We start from the raw sequence: 19,033 nt of genomic DNA on the forward strand, positions 1-19,033 counted from the left end.
CGACCTGCAAGCAATCGCTAGCTGACCCTTTCGAGCGACCTGCAAGCAATCGCTAGCGGTGCTCCCGCACCCGCACCAGCGAGCGCGGCGCGTGCGCGGCCAGGTACCCGGATACCGCCATTACCGTCAGCATCAGTATCAGCATCAGCATTCCGGCGATTTCCGTTGCGATTCCGCTCATGGGACCTCCTTAGGCCTACCAACCATCACCGACGGACCTGACAGAACCCTGTGTTCGAGATGGTAATGAGGTGTGAACGACCTGTCGGTCCGGACACACAGACCTACTGTTGAACGCCGGACCAACGAGGAGACGGAGAATGGTCCAGTGACTGATCGCCGGAGGCTACCCGAACGACACGTCCGGGTGGCCTGCGCGCTCATCGCGGCGGCGATCGCGATCGCCGGAATCTGCTACTCGTCGTGGTTGCTGGAGTTCGTGCTGAAGATCGATGTCGATCCGGTCAACTCGTTCCTGAGTGAGCTCGATGCCGAGGGCAAACCGCATCGCGAGGTGTTCGCGACCGCCGACAAGATCGTCGGCGCCTTGCTGATGCCGGCCGCGCTCGCCGGGCTGCTCTTATTTCCGCGCCGCAAATACACCACCATCGGCTGGGTCGCACTGTTCTGTTTCGGCGCGGCGACCATCGGTGACGTACTGCTCCCGCTGCGCGATTGCACCCCGCAGAACAACTCCGAATGCGGCGGCGGTGGCAGCGAATTGTTCCCGCAGTTGCATCAGCCGCACGCGCTGACCAGCACCATCGCGGTCACCGCGATCGCCGTCGCGACCTTCGCCTTCAGCGTGGCCGCCTTCCGCTATCAGCGCTGGCGGATCCTGCGCGAGACCGGTGTGGTGGTGCTGGTGATCGGGTCGGTGGCGACCGTGTGGATGTTGGTCACCGACAACCTGACCGGCCATTACGCGCTCGGAATCGCCCAGCGAATCCAGGTCGCATCGATGTCGCTGTGGCTGATCACGTTGGCGGCCGCGGTGATTCTGGAAGGCCGCGAGTGGGTCGAAAGTGATTCGGGCTAGCCGACTTTGATCTCGACCGCGTGGGTGTCGAGTTTCGCCGGCAGTTCGGTGGTATCGACCTCGAAGATTTCGCCGGTGTGCTACGACCTCGTTGCCCGGCGGCGATGCGTCGACGGTGACGATATCGGCGGGCAGACCCGGGAAGCGCCGCACCGCGCGCACTGAGAGGGCGCCGGCCTGGCCGATAAGGTTCGCTGATCACGCCCGCGCTGTTGGTCGAGATGGAGGCCGACGTAATCGTCGGCGAATACCCGGGAGAATCCCCGGCAGCTCAGGACCTGCGGTAGCCGGGGTGCACATCATTGTCGAGTCCCTGCTGTGCAGCGATGCGGACCAGCAGCGCGGCCAGCTGGTCGCGTTCCTCGGGGGTGAGGGCCGAGGTGAAATCGGCCTCGTGGGCCTGAAGCACGGGCCACAGGCTGATCATCAACTCGCGCGCGGCCGCGGTCGGATGCAGCTCCTGATTGCGCCGGTCGGTGGTGCTGCGGCGGCGTTCGACTAGGCCCTTGTCGGCGAGGCGGTCGATGAGAGCGACCACGCGGCTCGGTACCACACCCAATTTCTCGGCCAGCGCGCGCTGGCTGCCGCCCGGATCCATCGCGATCATCCGCAGCACGCCGACGTCGGGGGGTGTGAGTCCCAGCGAGGCGATGCGCTCGCTGAACCGCTGGGCCGCATGCGATCCGAGCTGGGCGAGGAGGAATGCGACCTGTGGTCCGCCCGATCGCTGCGGTGCGGGGTTCCCACCCGCTTGCTCGAATGCCATCACCGATATATCGTACAACCCCAGAATAGTTCACGATGATGAATGATTCACGTAAGGGAAGGGAAAATTGATGACAACACAAGCCCTCGCCTCCGCATCTCCGCCCATCGGCCGCACCTTCGGTCCACCCGGTGTCTTCGCGGCGGTGTCGGCGGGACTGTTCGTGGCCGGGCTGCTCGCGAGCATCGCCGTCGCGGGCGGCGCGGTCTTCCCCTCGCCGTTCAGCGATCCGGCGGCGGCGCTCGCCTACTTCACCGACCACGCCGACGCCGTCCGTATCGGCGCGACGCTGCAATTCGCCTCGGTGATTCCGGCCTCGCTCTTCCTCGCACTGACGGTGCTGCGGCTGCGCCAGCTCGGCACCCTGGCGCTGATCGGCGGCGTGCTCGCGAATGCGGCGCTGCTGATGTCGGCCGTGATGACCTGGGTCCTCACCATGCCGGCCACCGTCGAGAATCCGGCCCTGGTCCGTGCGGTGCACACGCTCGCCTTCCTGGCCGGCGGACCGGCCAACGTGGTGCCGACCGGACTGCTCATCGCAGGCATCGCCTTCCCCTTGCGCGCGGTCCGGACCTGGCTACCTCGCATCGGCCTGGCCATCGCGGTGGTCGCGCTGGCCACCACCGCGACGCTGATGCGCACCGAGGTCGCCTTCCTGCTGCCGATCGCGCGGTTCACCGGCATGGCCTGGTTGATCGCCGCCGGCTTCCTCGCCTCGAATTCCCCCGCTACCGAAACGGAGTGATGACATGACCAATCCGCTGACCGAAAAACTCGTCCGCTTCCAGCGTCCAGAACGCTCGCTGCCGTACCTGCCCGGCCTCGGCTCCGACCGCATCGCGCCGCTGTTCGGACTGGACATCGTCGAATACGACAAGCTCTGCCAGTCCTTCGACGACCAGGCGCGCGAGGCCGCGCGAGCCCTCCTCGACGACGATGCGGTCGCAGCCGCGGTCGACGCACTGCCGCTCCAGCCCGGCCAGCACGTGCTGGCGCTCGGCGAGAGTTCCACTGCCGACCGGCTGTCATGGTTCGAGATCCTGCGTCACCTGATCGAGCTGCGGCGGCCCGCCGATCGCATCCGGCTCAGCAATTTCGCGATATCCGGCGCGACGACCACGCAGACGCTGAACCTCCTGCCCGTCCTCGGCTTCAATCGCCCCGACTGGGTGTTCTGCCAGCTCGGCACCAACGATGTGCAGCGCGTCGGCGGCCGGGAGGGCCAGCGCCTGGTCAGCCGGCCGGAGACGGAACGCAATCTGCGCGTGCTGCGCGACCGGGGTCTCGTGCTGACCAACGCGCAGTGGGTCTGGCTGACCCCGACCGCCATCGACGAGGACCGGGTCGCGGACTACGAGCCCTTCCGCCGCAACGGCATCACCTGGACCAGTGCCGATATCGCCGATGTCGCGATGCTGGCGCGGGAGCTGCCGGATCGGACCATCGACGTCGAGGACGACACCGTGTCGGCCGGCGAGGCGCCGCTGCTGCTCGACGACGGTGTACACGCCTCGGTGGCGGGGCAGCAGGCGGTGGCCGCCTCGTTCGTCGCTGCCCTCGCTGACTGACCAACTGTCAGCCGAACGATTTCCAGCGGTAAGATTTCCAATCATCTTGTGCCACTTGTAATTTCGGTGCAAAGAGACGCAGGGTGAGTGAGAACGGGGACCGGATGCCGGGATGGGCAGCTAGTTGCCTTGCGGGACGGCTGGGGCCGAGATCGGCGTGCTGCACGGCGATCTCGACCGAGCCGCGTGCTGCTGGAACGATCGGCGGGTGGCGGGCCCCCGGCTTCAGCCGTGCGGGGACATCAAGCCATGCTGTCGCCATGGGTGATCGGATGAATATCGCGTCGGGTTCGGAGTTCGAGGACATCGTCGGCTACTCGCGGGCGGTGCGCGTCGGCAATACGGTCGCCGTCAGCGGTACCACGGCCTCGTTGCCCGGCGGCAATGCGGTCGGCGGCGACGATATCGGCGAGCAGACCCGGGAAGCGCTGCGCCGCATCGGCACCGCGCTCACCGAGGCCGGTGCCCGCCTGGCCGATGTGGTTCGGACGCGCATCTTCGTCACCGATATCGCGCGCTGGCCCGAGGTCGCGAAGGCGCACGCCGAGGTATTCGGCGATATCCGCCCGGCCGCATCCATGTACGAGATCAAGGCGTTGATCACGCCCGCGCTGTTGGTCGAGATCGAGGCCGACGCAATCGTCGACGTGTAGCAGTTCGGGTGACGGTTCCGGGTTCGGATCGCTAGTCTCGATCTTGTGACCGAGGCGCCGGGGACCACCGTTCAACTCGAAACCGTCGCCGAGGCGACGAACCGTCTGCTCGACACCATTCGTGGGCTCGACGATGACGTGACTGTGCCGTCGTTGCTGCCCGGGTGGACGCGGGGGCATCTGCTCGCGCATATCGCGCGCAACGCCGACAGTCTGGTCAATTTGTTGCTCTGGGCGCGGACCGGGATCGAAACACCGCAGTACGCGAGCATGTTCATCCGAGATGCCGATATCGAGGCGGGTGCGCCGCGGCCACTGGCCGAGCAATTGGCCGATAACGAAGCGGCGGCGAATCGCTGGCTGGCGCTCGCGCAGACCACTCCCGAGCAGGCCTGGACGGCCACCGTTCGGACCAGGCAGGGTAGGCCCATTCCGGCGGCCGAGGTCATCTGGATGCGGCTGCAAGAGGTGGAGATCCATCATGTCGATTTGGCGGCCGGTTACCAACCTGGCGACTGGCCAATGGATTTCGTCGCTCGGCTGCTGCCGCGGGCTGTCGCCGACTTGACCGAGCGGTATGCCGATGAGGCTGATTCCGCGGCTGCGTTCGAGGTGCGAACCATTGATACGGGCTTCGCCACGACCATCGGCAGAGGATCCCCGGACCACACCATCAGTGGGCCCGCGTCTGCCCTGCTGGCGTGGCTGCTCGGTCGTTCGGAGGGCGCGGGGCTCAGTGGCGCACTGCCGACGCTGCCCGCGTGGAAATGACATTTCACACGAGGATCAGGGCGACTGCCAGTCCGAGCAGGTAGTTGCGGTCCAAGACGGTGGGGTTACTCAGCATCCGTTTGCCGGACGCCGGAGTGCTCGGGGTGATGCGGCGGCACGGCCCGCCAGCGCGAGATCGACGATATCGGTACCGCTCATCGATGTGCCAACAGGGCGTTGTGCAGCTGCTGGATCAAGTGCGCGAACCGGCCGCCGGAGGCACGCGCAACCTGGAGTGCGTCGGCGAAGGTGTCGACATCGTTGTAGTGCGGCAGCGCGCGCACACGAAGGTCACAGCACTGCATGGCATCTCGAGTGAGTTCGCCGGTTCGATCGGTCGACATGGGAACGTCGACAAGGGTTCGTGCGGCCTGTGGTGCCGGCAGCCCGAGCGCCCACCAGCCGCCGTCGTCGGCGGGGCCGAGCAGTGCGTCGCCGCGTAAGACGAGTTCGCGGGCGGCCCAGGTCAGCACCTCCGGGCCGATCTGCGGCGTATCCATACCGATCTGCAGTACCGGCAATCCGTACCGCGCGGCGTCGGCGTGTGCATTGGCCAAGCGCTCACCGAACGATGCGCCACGCTGCGCGATGACCTCGAAGTCGGTTAACGCCCTTGCTACTTCATCCGCGCACTCCGCCTCCGCGAGCTCCCCGGTGAACGCGACGATGTGGTGCGCGACCGGACTGCGCGACATCGATTCCAAGGTATCCAGCAGCGACACCGCGGCGACCTGCGCCGCTTCATGCGGTGAAAGCGGCGGTGTCAGACGAGTTTTGGCGAGTCCGGCAATCGGGGCTTTGGCCAGCACGAGCAGTGTCGCGGCCACTGGCGACGGTCGGAACGATTTCATCGCAACACCGCCAGGAAGTCGCGGGTCGCGCGCAGAGTGCCGAGCCACGATCCCGATACCTTCGAAACACCGCCCGCCCGTGGCCGATACGCGATATCGCGTTCGACAACGCGCCATCCCGCCCCCGCCGCACCGATCAATAGCTGTAGTGGATAGCCGGAGCGAGTATGCAGCGGTCCGAGGGAGAGCAGCGCGGCTCGGCGGGCCACCCGCATGGCACCGATGTCGTGCACGGGCAGCCCGTATCGGCGACGCAGTCGCCCGGCGATGACCAGATTGCCGAGCCGCGCATGCCACGGCCACACCCCCCGACGTACCGGCTTGCGCCGTCCGACCGCCAAATCGGCACCCGCACGCACCAATGCGACCAGCGGCGGCAACTCGCCCGGATCCATCGATCCGTCACCATCGAGAAAGGCGACCACATCTGTGCTGGCCGAGGCAAGCCCGGCCTGCACGGCGGCGCCGTAGCCGGGTCGCGCCTCGGAGACGACCGCCGCGCCGCACCGGCGGGCCACCGCGGCCGTCGCATCGGTCGAACCGTTGTCCACGACCAGCGCGTGGAAGCCGGCCGGGATGGCCGCGAGCACACCTGGCAACGCCTCAGCTTCGTCTCGGCACGGGATGACCACAGTCACGCCGTCCGGGTTGTGGAGGGTCTCGGTCACCTTGTCGACGCTAGGCCAGCCCGGCCGAATCGAGGCCGCAAAACTGGTGACGAAACAGTGACGTCCGCGCGCAGAAGCGCTAGAGCACCGGTTTTACCCGCGCTGCGGCCCTATCGTGAGCTTCGTGCATGACGTGACGCAGGCCGTGGCGCGGCCACGCGGCCGGGTACGCGGCGAGTATCTGGGAGCAGGTATCGCCGCCGCACTCACCCTGGCCGCATTCGCGGTTCCGCGAATCGCCAGCGAACAGTGGCGGAGCAAGCTCTACGCGGGTGCCGCCCCTCTTTTCGGCAATTGGTTGACGCACGTCGGCTGGGGTTCGGTACCGGCCATCGCGATCGCGATACCGGTGATCCGGTTCGGGCCCGCGATGGCCAACCTTTTGCCCTGGCGACGACTGCTCGCCGTGTCCTGGATAACCGCTCTGGCCTGGGCTTTCGCTTTGGCCATGATCGACGGCTGGCAGCGCGGCTTCGCCGGACGACTCACCGACTCCCACGAATATCTGCATGAGGTCCCCGGCGTCCGTGATATCCCGGCCATGCTGCGCGGTTTCGCCGGCCGCATTCCGGATTTCCAACCGGATTCCTGGACCACCCACGTCTCCGGGCATCCACCGGGCGCACTGCTGTTCTTCGTCCTGCTCGATCGCATCGGCCTGCGCGGCGGAGCGTGGGCGGGACTGGCGTGTCTGCTGATCGGATCCAGCGCCATCGTCGCGGTCGCGGTCGCGTTGCGCGCACTCGGTGCCGAGGATCGGGCCCGAAAGGCATTGCCGTTCTTGACGATAGCGCCCGCCGCGATTTGGATCGCGGTTTCAGCGGACGCCATGTTCGCCGGTGTCACGGCATGGGCGGTGGCGCTGCTCGCACTCGCGATCCGGCGGCCGTGGATCGCGGTCGCCGCCGGTGTGCTCTTCGGGCTCGGCATATACCTCAGCTACGGCCTCGTGATCATGGCTCTCCCCGCCGTCGCGGTCCTGATCGTGGGCCGAACCGTCCGGCCGCTACTGCCTGCCGTATTCGGCGCGCTGATCATCGTGGTGGCCTTTACGCTGGCCGGTTTCTGGTGGCTGGATGGCTATCACCTGGTGGTCGAGCGCTACTACCAGGGCATCGCCGCCGAGCGGCCGTACGCGTACTGGGTCTGGGCGAATCTCGCGGCCACCGTCTGTGCCGTCGGCCTGGCCACGGCAGCCGGTTTACCGAGCGCGCTCGCGCACCAACGCAGACCCGGCGATGCGACCGCGCTCTTGGTTGCGGCGGCGATATGCGCGATATTGGTGGCGGACCTCAGTGGCCTGAGCAAGGCAGAGACCGAACGCATCTGGCTGCCGTTCGACGTCTGGCTGCTTGCCGCGACCGCGTTTCTGCCGCGATCCACCGCCCGAGTCTGGCTGTTCGTACAAGCGCTCGGCACCCTCGTACTGGCCCACACGATCCTGACGAATTGGTAATCCATGTGCATTCTGATCGCCGACGACGACCCGCTGGTCCGTGATGTGGTGCGGCGCTATCTCGAACGCGACGGGCTGACCGTTGTCGAAACCGCGGACGGCGCGTCGACCCTGGCGCAACTCATCGAACCCACCGGCGACCCCGTCGAGCTGGCCGTCCTCGACGTGATGATGCCCGCGCCCGACGGCATCGAGATCTGCCGCGCGGTGCGTTCCGGCCCTCGCCCGGACACCCCGATCATCCTGCTCACCGCGCTCGGCGACGAGGACGATCGGGTACTCGGGCTGGAGGCGGGTGCCGACGACTACGTCACCAAGCCGTTCAGCGCCCGCGAGCTGGCGTTGCGGGTCGCGTCGGTGCTGCGACGTTCGCAGGCGACGCGACAGCCGAGCACGGAGGTGCTGCGCGACGGCGCGGTCGAGGTGCGGCGGGATTCGCAGTCGGTGCTGGTGGACGGCAGGCCGGTCGATCTGACCGCGCGCGAATACGATCTGCTCGTCTTCCTGTTGCGCCACCCGCACCAGGTGTTCAGCCGGGAGGAATTGCTGGCCAAGGTGTGGGGCTGGGATTTCGGCGACCTGTCCACGGTCACCGTGCACATCAAGCGTCTGCGGGCGAAACTCGGGGACCGGCACCGGATCGAGACGGTGTGGGGCCGCGGCTATATCTGGGGCCGGAATGGAGAATCCAGTGGCTGAGAACACCCTCCAATTGATCGGCTACACGCTGGCCTGTTCGCTTCCGATCGTCGCCATCGGCACCGCGATTCTGCGCGCCACCAGCGATCGCTCCATGACCACGAGCATGGCGGTGCTGGTGCTGATCCCGACGCTGTCCACGCTCGCGGGCATCATCGGGGTCAGCGGGTTGATGTTCACCGACGAACTCGAGCGCACGGCCGTCGTGCTCGGGGTGGTCGCGGCGGTCACCATACCCGCCGCCCTGTTGCTCGGACGAAAGCAGGCCCGAAAGACGGTCTGGGAGAAGCAGATCCGTGAACAGGAACGGATCGCGGAGCGCTCGCGCCGCGAACTCGTCGCCTGGGTGAGCCACGATCTGCGGACCCCGCTGGCCGGTATCCGCGCGATGGCCGAGGGACTTTCCGACGGCGTGGTGACCGGCACCGCCGACGTGGCGCGCTACGCGGAACAGATTGTGCGCGAAACGGATCGGCTGTCGGTCATGGTCGACGATCTGTTCGAGATGTCGAAGATCAACGCGGGTACGCTGCGTCTGGAACTGGAGCCGGTCGATCTGCGCGAATTGATCGATGAGGTGCTGGCCGCCAACCGACCGAATGCCGAACGCGCCGAAGTTCTGCTGCGCGCGGAACTACCCGACTCCGAAATCGTTGTCGCGGCCAGCGATCGCGCCCTCGGCCGGGTGCTGACCAACCTCGTGTCCAATGCCATCGCGCACACCCCGCCCGGCGGCCAGGTCGCGATATCCGCGGGCACCTCCGGCGGCCAGGCGTGGGCGCGCGTCGACGACACCGGTCCGGGCATCGCCGAGGCCGATTTGCCGCGAATCTTCGAAGTCGCCTATCGCGGCACCGCCGCCCGCTCCCCCGTCGCGTCCGACGGGGTGTCCTCCGGGAGCGGTATGGGTCTCGCGATAGCGGCCGGTCTGGTCGAGGCACACCACGGCGATATCACCGCCGAGAATCGAGAGCATGGCTGCCGCTTCGAAGTTCGGCTACCACTCAGCGGACACTGAGCTACGCCACCGGCGCACCCGCCCCCGCGACCGCGCGCAACGGCGCGAAGGCGAACCCGGCAAGACCTTCGAGTGGATCCACCCGCGCGGTGAATCCCAGAATGCGTTGCGCCTGTTCGGGACTCGCGACGATATGCCGCACATCACCGGGGCGGTAGCGTCCGGTGATCACCGGTTCGGGACCGCCGCGCGCCGCGGCCAAGGCGCTGGCAACCGCGCCGATGGTCATCGGACGTCCCGAGGCGATATTGAGCGGAACGAACCCGGTGTGCGCGTATTCGACCGCCGCGAGATTCGCCGCCGCGATATCGCTGACGTGCACGAAATCCCGTGCCTGCCGTCCGTCTTCGAAAACCTGCGGCGGCTTACCCGCCTCCAGCGCCGATCGGAAGATCGCGGCAACTCCGGAATAGGGTGTATCCCTTGGCATATCGGGGCCATAGACGTTGTGATAGCGCAATGCGATGACCCCGGACTCGGTTACCGCCGCCCACGCGGCCGCATAGTGCTCCTGGGCCACTTTCGCCGCCGCATAAAGACTCCGCGGCCGCAACGGCGCATTCTCCGGCACCGCCGCCCAACTCAACACCTCATCCGAATCCGGATCCCGATGCTCGAACATCCCATTCTCGAGATCCCCGCGCCTGCGCACTCCGACCTCGACCGCCCCGGCCCGAACCCCGCGATACCGCCCCTCCCCATAAACCACCATCGACGAAGCCAATACCAACCGCCGACACCCTGCCCGATGCATAGCCGCCAATAAGACCGCGGTCCCCAGGTCATTGTGGCTCGCATAAGCGGGCGCGTCCTGCGCACTCACCCCCGCACCCACCACCGCGGCCTGATGACAAACCACATCGATCCCCCGCAATACCGAATCCAGCGCCGCCGCATCCCGCACATCAACCAACCGCACCCGCTCGGGAACAGCCGCACCGACCCCATGCGCCGCGGGCAACATCACATCGACCGCCACCACCTCATGTCCGGCACCGATCAACTCCTGATGCACCCGCGCCCCGATAAACCCGGCCGCACCGGTCAGTAACACCCGCATATCAGCACCACCCCAGGTTTCGGTGTGCCACCCGCGCGCAAGCCACTCCATTGTTTTGCGAGGTCATGTCCCCGATTCTGCGGCCAATCCCGCAATAATCGCCGCAACCCGGCCCGGTCGTCAGACTTTTGTCACGATCCCGGACCGGTGTCGTTTCGGTCAGCGCGGCGAACCGGATATGCCCGCAACGGCCGACGACAGCACGAGAAGCAGCGCTGGACCGCCCCCGAGTCCCGAAAGACTTCGGGGCGGACGCGCCTGTTACCTACCGCCAGTGACGATCCCGGGAGCGGACTCCGTCGCGCCTTGCTCAAGCGCCGCGGGAAAGGAAGCGCACAGGCGGTGGGGTTCGGTAACCGAAAGCTTTGATGAAACGGGCGCCGACCTGCGCTTGGCCGGCTTCGAGCGCTTCGGCGCCGACGGTGTTCATGACTCGGGTAATGACATTGAAAAGGGTGGCTACCCAGACGGCTTCGTCGAACGCCTCGGCGGTGACACCGGCCTGGCGGACCATCTCGGCGTCGCCGGGCGTGAGACCGTCGGGGTCGCGGGCCATTTTGCCGACGAATTCGAGCATGGCGCGGGCTTCGGGGCGCAGGGGCGAGTTATCGCCGTCGGCCAGGGCTTCGTCGACCAGATCGCCCGCCATATAGGCGCCCGCGATACCACGGTGGGCGGACTGGCAGAAGGGGCATTCATTGGACTGGGACGTCCTGATCGCGAAGATTTCGCGTTCGGCGACGGTCCAGCACGACGGTCCGCGCATGGCGTCCTGGATGAGGTCCGACATCGGGGTGCCGAAGTAGCGGTGCCGGTAGCAGCAGACCTTCATGATCGCGGGCGCCTCGACGCCGCCCAACCGCCGCATGGTCGCGAACATGATTCGGGCCGGGAGTTCTTGACCGGATTCCACCGCGTCGAGCCACATTTCTACCGCTCCTCCCAAGAACGGCGGGCGGCGCGCAGCCGTCGGTCGGCGGCACCGTAGGCCGCGACGACTGCGGCCTCGAAGATCTCGTCGTCGCCGCGGCCCGCCGCGGCCAGCGTCGCAATGTTCTTTTCGGTGATCCGATACGAGCGTTCGGCGACCAATTCGACGAAGCCGGCCAGGTCGTCGGGGACCCCGGCCGCCTCTTGCGCACCCGAGGCCCGCGCTCGGATCGACCGCCGCACCTCGACCGGCAGCCGCCCCGGCGCATCCGCGAGATGCGCACCGAATGCTTCCCATTTCGAGTCCATAGGACGCCGTGCCATGGCCTCATTCTCGTCCATCGACCGCACTACCGCTGCCGAACGAAGATCAGACATCACCTTCGTCACCTAAGTCCCTGCGCACGAAATTCGGGCGCAGATCCGGCTCCGGTTCGTCGTAGTAACGGTGGAAGGTCGGGGTCACGCCCGACGAGATCGGCGGGTTGATCCAGCTCCAATCGGTCGGGCATTTGCGGCCCGCGGCCTGCTCCCGATCGACATGGTCGCAGAACTGTTTGGCGACCGTGTGATGGTCGACGATGTACACCCCAGCCTTCCGAAAGCTGTACAGCACAGCGCGATTCAATTCGACCAGGGCCTGATCGCGCCACAGTGAACGTTCGTGTCTGGTATCCAGGCACATCATGTCGGCGATCAGCGGCAACATGTTGTACCGGGTGGTGTCGCTGAGATTGCGTGCGCCGATTTCGGCGCCCATGTACCAGCCGTTGAACGGCGCGAACGGGTAGGTGATGCCGCCGATCTCCAGGTTCATATTCGAAACGGCCGGCAGCGCATGCCATTTCAGGCCGAGGTCGGCGAACCAGTCCAATTCGGGATGTTCGAGTTCGACCTCGCGGGCCAGTTCGGGCGGGACGTCGAACCAGCGGATCGACTCGTCCGGTGTGCTGATGAGCACCGGCAGAATATCGAAGGGCGTGCCCGCGCCGCGCCAGCCGAGCTTCCTAGCGAATTCGGTGATCGCGATATTGGCGGGGTCACCGGTGACAGTGCCGTCGCCGTTGCGATAACCGGCATAGCGGATGAGCTGTGGGTTGACGATCCGGAATTCGCGGCCATCGGCCTGACGTGGTGGGCCGACAGTGATCATCGATTGGATGGCGCCGCCGTTGGTCGCCATATGCAGGTGCTGCCAGCAGACCTCGGCCAGATCGCGGGCCGAGCGCACCCGCCGTGCGTCGAGCAATTTCAGTGATCGCCAGTGCTTTCGCCCGACGCAGCGGGCGTGGTTGCGCCATGCGAGCTTGGCGCCGACGAGGATCTCCTCGGCGGTCTGCACGTAGCTGCCGGTTTGTTGGAGCTGTTCCAATGCGGTTCGGCGGCGGTGCGCGGATAGATGCGCGAGTTCGGGCGATCGGAAGAACTCATCGCACTCCCGCATCCGTCTATTCGGATCGAGACCGAAAGGCTTTGTATCAGCGGCGCTTTCGAGCAATACGTCGGGTGACGCTTGATTCACGGTGTTCTCCGGTCGGACATCAGATACTGCGGCTGAACAGACAGGCATTGATCGAGCAGAGAATTCGCGCGCGGAGCGCGGCTGACACCGGGCCACGGCGGAGGTCCGCGCGGTAGCCTCCGCGTTGCGGGAAATCCGGATCGGGCAGACGATTCCGCAAGCGCAGTGGGGCAGGCTGTCGGGTTGCCGGGCGCGCACATGGCAGCACTACCTGGCTGCTGCCGTGTGCTGTCCGTGATCATGCTCGCCCCAATCGACGCCTGAAAACGCCCGCACCGAAGGGTAAGACCGGTGTGCTGACCGTGTGCTCGAATTCGACATAATGCCTGTTCGTAATCTGCCTACCCGTGGACAGTCGCTCGCAACTGTTCACCGGCCCACTTGAACCAGACCGACCTGTACGTTGCGATCGACAACACCCACCCGAAAGTTGTTGGTGGACAACGGCCGAATTCGACACCGTGACCGAGGTCGGTCCGCTGGCGATGGCGGGCGGCGATTCAGCGCTCCGCCGGAACGGAACACAGCTGACAAGTGCCCTTGCCACAAAGTAGCCAGACTTGGTGGCCTACATCACATACCGACCGGCATGGTCATGGCTGCACGTCCACCTTGGCATTTCTGGCAGGATGGTCCGCATGCTGTCTCGGCGCGAGGTGCGGCGTTGGGTCTCCAGCGCCATAGTCAGCGTCGCACTGATTGCCGGTGCGGCGGGATTCGGCCCACCCCAGGTGCTAGCCGCGCCTGGCGATCAGCCCCGCCCGAATACCGGATCGGCGGATGGTCCCTCGCCCGCGGAGCCGACCGTGCCCGGCGTGACGCACGCTTCGATCGATCGGATCGTGCCCGTCAACGACCGGTGGCTGCGGGTCTGGGTGAATTCACCCGCGATGAGTCGCGCCGTCGAGGTGCAGGTGTTACTGCCGCGTACGCAGGACCATCCGCGACCGACCGTCTACATGCTCGACGGGCGCAGTGCCGAGGCAGAGAGCAATAACTGGACCGAGCTCGGGCACGCGGACAAGTTCTTCGAAGATAAAGACGTGAACGTGGTGCTGACGGTCGGCGGACCGGCCAGCTTCTACGCCGACTGGCAGCACCCGGATCCGGTGCTCGGCACCAACATGTGGGAAACCTTCCTGACGAAGGAACTGCCGCCGCTGATCGATGCGAAGTTCAACGGCAACGGACGCAATGCCGTCATGGGCGTCTCCATGGGCGCCGAGGCCGCGATGATGCTGGCTTTCCGGCAGCCGAAGCTGTACACCGCGATTGCCGCGCACAGCGGATGTTTCTCGATGGGAACCGATCTCGGACAGGCACAGGCCCGCGCGGTCATCGCGACCTACCGCGGCGGACCGGACAATATGTTCGGCGATCAGCACAATCCCGCCTGGCTGGACCATGACGTGCTGCTGCACGCGGAAGCGTTGCGCGGCAAGGCGATCTATCTGTCGGTCGGTAGCGGACTACCCGGCAAATACGACACCCCGAACAACCCGGATGTGGTCAGCACCATCGGATTCGGCGGTCCGCTGGAGGCCGCGACCAATGCCTGCAGCCGCAGGCTGGCCGATCGGCTCACCGAGCTCGAGATTCCGTTGACCGCGAATTTCCGGGCAACCGGGACGCATTCGTGGCCGTACTGGGCCGACGAGTTGGGTCTGTCCTGGCCGACGATCTCCGGGGCGTTGGGCGTCTAGCCGATTCCGAAGCGCGCCGACACATCCGGATCGGTCGCGAACCGCAGGAACTGTTCGTTCTCGTGCGAATCACCGATGGTCACCCGCACGCCATCGGTGCCGTACGGCCGCAGCAGCACCCCGGCCTCCGCGCTCAGCTCGCCGTATTCGGCGCTGCGCGGGCCAAGCGGCAGCCACAGGAAGTTCGACTCGCTCGGCGGCACTTCGTAGCCCACGGCGAGCAGTTCCGCGCGCACCCGATCGCGTTCGGCGACGAGCGTATCGGTGCGATCGAGCAGTTCGTGCCGCGCCTCCAGCGAGGCGATCGCGGCGGCCTGGGCAACCCGGTTCACGCTGAACGGAATGTGCACCTTCATCAGCGCGGTGATCACCGCCGGATCGCCGACCGCATAACCGGCACGCAGTCCCGCCAGACCGTACGCCTTGGAGAAGGTCCGCAGCACAACGACATTGGGCCGATCACGCCCGAGTTCGACACCATTCGGGCGTTGCCCTGGGGTGAGCCGCAGGTATTCGAAATAGGCCTCGTCCAGCACGATCAGCACGCGCTCCGGGATCGCGTCCAGGAAGCGGACCAGCTCGGCCTCGCCGAGCGCGGTGCCGGTCGGGTTGTTCGGATTGCAGACGAAGATCAACTTGGTGTGCTCGGTGACCGCGGCGGCCATCGCGTCCAGATCGTGCACGTGCTCCGGGGTGAGCGGTACCCGCACGGCGGTCGCATTGCCGACCTGGGTGACGATCGGATACGCCTCGAAGGAGCGCCAAGCGAACAGCACCTCGTCGGTCGGGGCAGCACAGGTGATCTGCACCAGTTCCTGGCACAGCGCGACGCTGCCACAGCCGACCGCGACATTCACGGACGAGACGCCGAGGAAGTCCGCAATGGCCGCGCGCAGCTCGGTGGCCTGATTGTCCGGGTAGCGGTTCGCCAGTTCCGCGGCCTCGGCGATGGCCTTGGCGGCGGCCGGGAGCGGACCGAAGGTGGTCTCGTTGCTGGCGAGCTTGACCGCGCCAGGATGGTTGCGGCCGGGGACGTACGCCGGGATCGAATCGAGGTCCGGCCGGATGTGCGCTGTCACAGTTTCAACCATAGGCCCGGTACCGGAAAATCGGGTCGACAGGGCCGCTCACGTGCAATTTCTCGCGCAGATCAGCGGATCCACCTACGCTGGTTCCATGTCGGGCATTTACGACGATATTGCGCCGCTACGTAGTCGCGACGACATTATTTCCGGTTCGGACGCACAAGAATCAACCGACAATCGGCATCGGATCGCCAGCGCCCTGGTGCCCATCACGGTGGCGGAGCCGGAGGGCAATGCGCGGGGCGGCATCGTGGTGCTGCACGAAGCCCGGGAGTTCACCGGGTCATTGCTGGAACTGATGAAAGCCCTGGCATCCGAAGGCTGGATGGTGGTGACGCCCAACTTGTTCCATCGCAGCAGCAGCGAGCCGGCGCAGGAGGTTTTCGGAGATGAACTCTTCGACGATTTCGACGCCTGCTTCGACTGGCTCACCCGCCGCGGCGTCTTCCCGGACTGCATCGGCGTGCTCGGCTTCGACCACGCGGGCACCGCCGCCTTCCTGGTGGCGACCAATCGCCCCGTCGGCGCCGCGGTCAGTGTCGCCGCATCCGGCATCGTCGAACCGCTCACCGACGAAGCCGACGCCCTCATCCGCGCGGCCCCGAATCTGCAGGCGCCATGGCTCGGACTCTTCAGCGCCGAAGACCCGGACACCCCGCCCGCCCAAGTCGATCAACTCCGGGACGCCGCCGCCCGCGCCGCGGTCGCCAGCCTCGTGGTGACCTATCCCGGCCTGCACTACCGCGCCTACCGATCCGGCGGCGACGAAGACTTCGATCTCGTCGATTCCCAGGCCCGGATTTTCGATTGGTTCGACAGCAATCTTCGGTGATTACCTGGCGTTTTGCGATCTGGACGTCGGCTACTGTAACCTTCCTGTTCGGCGGTTCGAAAGGACCGGTGCCCTCGAAGAGAAGGCTCCAGGAGGCGTGCCAGAGCGGCCGAATGGGACTCACTGCTAATGAGTTGTCCCTTCACGGGGACCGGAGGTTCAAATCCTCTCGCCTCCGCCACACCCCGGTTCGCCGGGTTGTACAACTGAACACAGGCATGCGCCCGTAGCTCAACGGATAGAGCATCTGACTACGGATCAGAAGGTTAGGGGTTCGAATCCCTTCGGGCGCACAGGAACTACAGGTCTGGTCGAGCATTATTGCTCAACCAGGCCTGTTTGTTCGAGCCATGCCAGATCTGTGGCATCGCATGTCTCTCCGGGAGGAATCATGGCCAAGTCGACGGCCTACACCGCTGCGGTTTCTGCAGCAGCCGCCGCGTTAATCCTTCTGCCCGCCGCACCCGCACACGCCCAGTCCATTCCCTGCGCCAGGGCCGTCAACCTGGTCAACGCCGCGATCGATGTGAGCGGCGGAAACCTGGACGTCGAGATAGCGACAAATCTCTCCGACCGACTGAGGGTCCCGGCTGAGTTCGCCCAGGGCGAGGAGAAGGCTGCCATCACCGCCTACGCCGACGCGCTGATCGATGAGAACATCACCGATCTCAACCCCTACACCGACGAACTCAATCGCGTCTGCGGCGCCGCATCGTAACCAGGGGAAATCGCGAGATATCTCCTGATTCGGGTCCATAGCGCAAGGAAAGCCGGTGCGCTATGGGTTCGATTCGTAGCGGGAACCGCGCCTGCGTAATCCCCGACACCACAGCAACTTCCACCGCAGCAGCTTCGGCCACCGCCACCCCAGCACCGACCAACCCGATCAGGTGGTCACCGAACCGGGCCACATCCTCGAAAACGACACGGTCGCCTCTCAATCGAGAGTGTCGTGACGACGGCGTGAACCCAAGGCTGGGCGGGGCTTTTCGTGCCTGCCGGTGCGCAAGTAGGCCACCGAGATGCCCGCGACCCGCTGGATCAGTTCCAATTCATCCGTATTCAGTGCAGTTTCGGCCCTGAGCCGTCGGTCGATGGCTACGCCACCCCGCGTGGTCAGCTGTGGGCCGCGAACTCGTCGGCGTCCGCGCGGGCGATGGCAGCCTCGACGATGGCGTAGTCGGCCTGGTCGAGCGCGTAGAGCGCGAAATCGACCGCGACCGTGGCGTCGTTCTCGGCGTTCTCGGCATAGCGTTCTGCGCTCCGGCGGTCATGTTCGGCTTTGTGCTCTGCGACCTTGGTACGGACAGTGGCGAAGTGGCTGTCAACTGCGGTGCGCAGCTCCTGCCCCCTCGACTGGACATCCGACTGTGCCTTCGCGATCTTCTGGTCGGCCTTGGCGCGGTGGGACTTCATGGCGGCTGTCATCGTGTCCCGCTGTTTCTGCAGCCGTGTCCGGTTTTTCGCTGCGGCGGCGTCGATAACGTCTTCGGTCTTCTTCGCGCGCTTGGACAGGTCATTGAACTGCTCGGAGAGATTTACCATTTGAAGGCCCCTCTCGGTGTCGATTCCGGTGTCGTCGTTCACGACGATCAATGCCCCCCTCCCACTGTAGACCGCTATGGCGGACCGGGTGTCGATGATGCGGTCGCCGACCTGGCTGTCCCTACCACAGCATCGTGCCTGGTCGGGCTGGCTGCCGGTGCCTCGCGGCCCGGTCACCCCGGCGGTTCATGACGACATCCACGACGCCAACGATGACGACAGCCGAGCATCTTCACTCCCCGAACTACACCACTTCCGCCGATACATCGTGACTGGTCGCGCGATCTCGTAATGCGGTGGTCTGCCAGCCCGCCTCTAGGCCGTCGCACGCCTCGAACGGCCAAGTCCGCCGAGCAGTAGCGCGGCGGGTATGCACAGCTCAGGCCCGCTTTTTACATGAAACGACCAGGCCACCGGAACCCTGCTGCAAGACCACCCAGATTTACGACTAGCCAACAGACGCAGTCGCCGACGACCGGACCGCTTCATCCAGTCGGGTCAGGTCAGCATCGGATCCACCACTGCACGCGGTCGGCCAGATTCCACCACGAAACAAACTGCGTATCTTCGGATTTCAGCTCCCAGCGCGCTGCGAGCCATCGAAAAACGCGTCATCGCCGGTCTTTCCGCCCTTCGGCTCTCCGATGTAGACCAGCCGTTCGCCACCTCCGGCCGCGAACGCCGAAAGCGCGTCCGACGCCTTCGTGTTGCCCCACCCGGGTGGCCAGCAGAGCTGCATACATCATCCGAGCCGCCAGTTCGACGCGCAGCGGCGGTCGAGTGCCGGCATCGGTCTGTTGCAGGAAACCCGTTCCATGCCAACCAGATTCGAGTCGCATCCACCACCAGGCGGCTAGTTCTGAACGA

Annotated in this window: 22 protein-coding genes and 2 tRNA genes; 13 read left to right on the forward strand and 11 right to left on the reverse strand. The window is 65.9% G+C overall.

What is annotated here, in order from left to right:
• Positions 1 to 52: 52 nt before the first annotated feature.
• The gene (locus AB0J29_RS28310; protein ID WP_364792763.1) at positions 53 to 181 is read right to left on the reverse strand and encodes a hypothetical protein; all 129 of its coding nucleotides are present in this window, start codon (positions 179 to 181) and stop codon (positions 53 to 55) included.
• 147 nt (positions 182 to 328) lie between these two features.
• Between AB0J29_RS28310 and AB0J29_RS28315 the strand changes: the two genes are divergently transcribed.
• Positions 329 to 1,039 carry a DUF998 domain-containing protein gene (locus AB0J29_RS28315; RefSeq protein WP_364792766.1) on the forward strand — a complete coding sequence of 237 codons (711 nt, stop codon included), beginning with the start codon at positions 329 to 331 and terminating at the stop codon, positions 1,037 to 1,039.
• 271 nt (positions 1,040 to 1,310) lie between these two features.
• Here AB0J29_RS28315 and AB0J29_RS28320 read toward each other — a convergent pair whose 3' ends face one another.
• Positions 1,311 to 1,805 carry a MarR family winged helix-turn-helix transcriptional regulator gene (locus tag AB0J29_RS28320; RefSeq protein WP_364792896.1) on the reverse strand — a complete coding sequence of 165 codons (495 nt, stop codon included), beginning with the start codon at positions 1,803 to 1,805 and terminating at the stop codon, positions 1,311 to 1,313.
• A 70-nt stretch (positions 1,806 to 1,875) separates the two neighbouring features.
• Between AB0J29_RS28320 and AB0J29_RS28325 the strand changes: the two genes are divergently transcribed.
• A complete protein-coding gene (locus AB0J29_RS28325; RefSeq protein WP_364792769.1) occupies positions 1,876 to 2,550 on the forward strand; it encodes a hypothetical protein in 675 nt (224 codons plus the stop codon).
• Between the two features lie 4 nt (positions 2,551 to 2,554).
• A complete protein-coding gene (locus AB0J29_RS28330) occupies positions 2,555 to 3,373 on the forward strand; it encodes an SGNH/GDSL hydrolase family protein (RefSeq protein WP_364792772.1) in 819 nt (272 codons plus the stop codon).
• Positions 3,374 to 3,380: 7 nt separating this feature from the next.
• Here the strand turns inward: AB0J29_RS28330 and AB0J29_RS28335 are convergent, their stop codons facing one another.
• Positions 3,381 to 3,635 carry a hypothetical protein gene (locus AB0J29_RS28335; protein WP_364792775.1) on the reverse strand — a complete coding sequence of 85 codons (255 nt, stop codon included), beginning with the start codon at positions 3,633 to 3,635 and terminating at the stop codon, positions 3,381 to 3,383.
• Here AB0J29_RS28335 and AB0J29_RS28340 point away from each other — a divergent pair.
• Together AB0J29_RS28340 and AB0J29_RS28345 are read left to right on the forward strand one after the other, a co-directional pair.
• On the forward strand, positions 3,634 to 4,026 hold the full coding sequence (locus tag AB0J29_RS28340; protein ID WP_364792778.1) for a RidA family protein: 393 nt from the start codon (positions 3,634 to 3,636) through the stop codon (positions 4,024 to 4,026). The genes AB0J29_RS28335 and AB0J29_RS28340 overlap by 2 nt on opposite strands.
• 45 nt (positions 4,027 to 4,071) lie before the next feature.
• Positions 4,072 to 4,797 carry a maleylpyruvate isomerase family mycothiol-dependent enzyme gene (locus AB0J29_RS28345; protein ID WP_364792781.1) on the forward strand — a complete coding sequence of 242 codons (726 nt, stop codon included), beginning with the start codon at positions 4,072 to 4,074 and terminating at the stop codon, positions 4,795 to 4,797.
• Positions 4,798 to 4,952: 155 nt separating this feature from the next.
• Here the strand turns inward: AB0J29_RS28345 and AB0J29_RS28350 are convergent, their stop codons facing one another.
• Both AB0J29_RS28350 and AB0J29_RS28355 read right to left on the reverse strand, forming a co-directional pair.
• Positions 4,953 to 5,648, reverse strand: coding sequence for a DUF2064 domain-containing protein (locus AB0J29_RS28350; protein ID WP_364792784.1), 696 nt, complete (start codon positions 5,646 to 5,648; stop codon positions 4,953 to 4,955).
• Entirely contained in the window at positions 5,645 to 6,316 is a 672-nt protein-coding gene (locus AB0J29_RS28355) for a glycosyltransferase family 2 protein (RefSeq protein WP_364792787.1), read from the reverse strand. Before AB0J29_RS28355 ends, AB0J29_RS28350 begins: the two co-directional genes overlap by 4 nt.
• Positions 6,317 to 6,449: 133 nt before the next feature.
• On the opposite strand from AB0J29_RS28355, the gene AB0J29_RS28360 reads away from it, so the two are divergent.
• From AB0J29_RS28360 to AB0J29_RS28370, 3 genes are read left to right on the forward strand one after another with little or no spacing between them, the layout of a single operon-like run.
• On the forward strand, positions 6,450 to 7,772 hold the full coding sequence (locus tag AB0J29_RS28360) for a hypothetical protein (RefSeq protein ID WP_364792899.1): 1,323 nt from the start codon (positions 6,450 to 6,452) through the stop codon (positions 7,770 to 7,772).
• Between the two features lie 3 nt (positions 7,773 to 7,775).
• Positions 7,776 to 8,471: a response regulator transcription factor gene (locus AB0J29_RS28365; protein WP_364792790.1), complete on the forward strand. Its 696-nt coding sequence runs from the start codon at positions 7,776 to 7,778 to the stop codon at positions 8,469 to 8,471.
• Complete coding sequence (locus AB0J29_RS28370; protein WP_364792794.1) at positions 8,464 to 9,489, forward strand: HAMP domain-containing sensor histidine kinase; 1,026 nt, start codon at positions 8,464 to 8,466, stop codon at positions 9,487 to 9,489. The genes AB0J29_RS28365 and AB0J29_RS28370 overlap by 8 nt, the downstream gene beginning before the upstream one ends.
• Before the next feature lies 1 nt (position 9,490).
• Here the strand turns inward: AB0J29_RS28370 and AB0J29_RS28375 are convergent, their stop codons facing one another.
• The 4 genes from AB0J29_RS28375 to AB0J29_RS28390 all read right to left on the reverse strand — a co-directional run bounded on the left by AB0J29_RS28375 (position 9,491) and on the right by AB0J29_RS28390 (position 12,923).
• Positions 9,491 to 10,549 (reverse strand): NAD-dependent epimerase/dehydratase family protein, encoded by a 1,059-nt coding sequence (locus tag AB0J29_RS28375; RefSeq protein WP_364792797.1) that lies wholly within the window; start codon positions 10,547 to 10,549, stop codon positions 9,491 to 9,493.
• A gap of 310 nt (positions 10,550 to 10,859) precedes the next feature.
• Positions 10,860 to 11,477, reverse strand: coding sequence for a hypothetical protein (locus tag AB0J29_RS28380; RefSeq protein WP_364792800.1), 618 nt, complete (start codon positions 11,475 to 11,477; stop codon positions 10,860 to 10,862).
• A 2-nt stretch (positions 11,478 to 11,479) separates the two neighbouring features.
• Positions 11,480 to 11,803: a hypothetical protein gene (locus tag AB0J29_RS28385; protein ID WP_364792803.1), complete on the reverse strand. Its 324-nt coding sequence runs from the start codon at positions 11,801 to 11,803 to the stop codon at positions 11,480 to 11,482.
• A gap of 46 nt (positions 11,804 to 11,849) precedes the next feature.
• Positions 11,850 to 12,923, reverse strand: coding sequence for a nitric oxide synthase oxygenase (locus AB0J29_RS28390; RefSeq protein WP_364792806.1), 1,074 nt, complete (start codon positions 12,921 to 12,923; stop codon positions 11,850 to 11,852).
• A 716-nt stretch (positions 12,924 to 13,639) separates the two neighbouring features.
• Here AB0J29_RS28390 and AB0J29_RS28395 point away from each other — a divergent pair.
• The gene (locus AB0J29_RS28395) at positions 13,640 to 14,704 is read left to right on the forward strand and encodes an alpha/beta hydrolase family protein (RefSeq protein ID WP_364792809.1); all 1,065 of its coding nucleotides are present in this window, start codon (positions 13,640 to 13,642) and stop codon (positions 14,702 to 14,704) included.
• Here AB0J29_RS28395 and hisC read toward each other — a convergent pair.
• Entirely contained in the window at positions 14,701 to 15,783 is a 1,083-nt protein-coding gene (gene hisC, locus AB0J29_RS28400) for a histidinol-phosphate transaminase (protein WP_364792812.1), read from the reverse strand. The two genes, AB0J29_RS28395 and hisC, sit on opposite strands and share 4 nt — an antisense overlap.
• A gap of 97 nt (positions 15,784 to 15,880) precedes the next feature.
• Between hisC and AB0J29_RS28405 the strand changes: the two genes are divergently transcribed.
• The 4 genes from AB0J29_RS28405 (at position 15,881) to AB0J29_RS28420 (ending at position 17,339) form a co-directional block, all read left to right on the forward strand.
• Positions 15,881 to 16,621 carry a dienelactone hydrolase family protein gene (locus tag AB0J29_RS28405; RefSeq protein ID WP_364792815.1) on the forward strand — a complete coding sequence of 247 codons (741 nt, stop codon included), beginning with the start codon at positions 15,881 to 15,883 and terminating at the stop codon, positions 16,619 to 16,621.
• Between the two features lie 91 nt (positions 16,622 to 16,712).
• A tRNA-Ser gene (locus AB0J29_RS28410) sits at positions 16,713 to 16,802 on the forward strand.
• A gap of 39 nt (positions 16,803 to 16,841) precedes the next feature.
• Positions 16,842 to 16,914: transfer RNA gene (locus tag AB0J29_RS28415), tRNA-Arg, on the forward strand.
• A gap of 98 nt (positions 16,915 to 17,012) precedes the next feature.
• Positions 17,013 to 17,339, forward strand: a complete 327-nt coding sequence (locus AB0J29_RS28420) for a hypothetical protein (protein WP_364792818.1) — start codon at positions 17,013 to 17,015, stop codon at positions 17,337 to 17,339.
• 398 nt (positions 17,340 to 17,737) lie between these two features.
• Here the strand turns inward: AB0J29_RS28420 and AB0J29_RS28425 are convergent, their stop codons facing one another.
• Positions 17,738 to 18,217, reverse strand: a complete 480-nt coding sequence (locus AB0J29_RS28425) for a hypothetical protein (RefSeq protein ID WP_364792821.1) — start codon at positions 18,215 to 18,217, stop codon at positions 17,738 to 17,740.
• Between the last annotated feature and the right edge of the window lie 816 nt (positions 18,218 to 19,033).

The organism is Nocardia sp. NPDC049707, assembly GCF_040674855.1.
GTDB lineage: Bacteria > Actinomycetota > Actinomycetes > Mycobacteriales > Mycobacteriaceae > Nocardia.

Bases quoted from the DNA above. Each gene is read 5' to 3' on its own strand.
- AB0J29_RS28310 (WP_364792763.1), bottom strand. From the start codon at position 181: ATGAGCGGAATCGCAACGGAAATCGCCGGAATGCTGATGCTGATACTG.
- AB0J29_RS28320 (WP_364792896.1), bottom strand. From the start codon at position 1,805: ATGGCATTCGAGCAAGCGGGTGGGAACCCCGCACCGCAGCGATCGGGC.
- AB0J29_RS28325 (WP_364792769.1), top strand. From the start codon at position 1,876: ATGACAACACAAGCCCTCGCCTCCGCATCTCCGCCCATCGGCCGCACC.
- AB0J29_RS28330 (WP_364792772.1), top strand. From the start codon at position 2,555: ATGACCAATCCGCTGACCGAAAAACTCGTCCGCTTCCAGCGTCCAGAA.
- AB0J29_RS28340 (WP_364792778.1), top strand. From the start codon at position 3,634: ATGGGTGATCGGATGAATATCGCGTCGGGTTCGGAGTTCGAGGACATC.
- AB0J29_RS28335 (WP_364792775.1), bottom strand. From the start codon at position 3,635: ATGGCGACAGCATGGCTTGATGTCCCCGCACGGCTGAAGCCGGGGGCC.
- AB0J29_RS28350 (WP_364792784.1), bottom strand. From the start codon at position 5,648: ATGAAATCGTTCCGACCGTCGCCAGTGGCCGCGACACTGCTCGTGCTG.
- AB0J29_RS28365 (WP_364792790.1), top strand. From the start codon at position 7,776: ATGTGCATTCTGATCGCCGACGACGACCCGCTGGTCCGTGATGTGGTG.
- AB0J29_RS28375 (WP_364792797.1), bottom strand. From the start codon at position 10,549: ATGCGGGTGTTACTGACCGGTGCGGCCGGGTTTATCGGGGCGCGGGTG.
- AB0J29_RS28380 (WP_364792800.1), bottom strand. From the start codon at position 11,477: ATGTGGCTCGACGCGGTGGAATCCGGTCAAGAACTCCCGGCCCGAATC.
- AB0J29_RS28385 (WP_364792803.1), bottom strand. From the start codon at position 11,803: ATGGCACGGCGTCCTATGGACTCGAAATGGGAAGCATTCGGTGCGCAT.
- AB0J29_RS28390 (WP_364792806.1), bottom strand. From the start codon at position 12,923: ATGCGGGAGTGCGATGAGTTCTTCCGATCGCCCGAACTCGCGCATCTA.
- AB0J29_RS28395 (WP_364792809.1), top strand. From the start codon at position 13,640: ATGCTGTCTCGGCGCGAGGTGCGGCGTTGGGTCTCCAGCGCCATAGTC.
- AB0J29_RS28405 (WP_364792815.1), top strand. From the start codon at position 15,881: ATGTCGGGCATTTACGACGATATTGCGCCGCTACGTAGTCGCGACGAC.
- AB0J29_RS28420 (WP_364792818.1), top strand. From the start codon at position 17,013: ATGGCCAAGTCGACGGCCTACACCGCTGCGGTTTCTGCAGCAGCCGCC.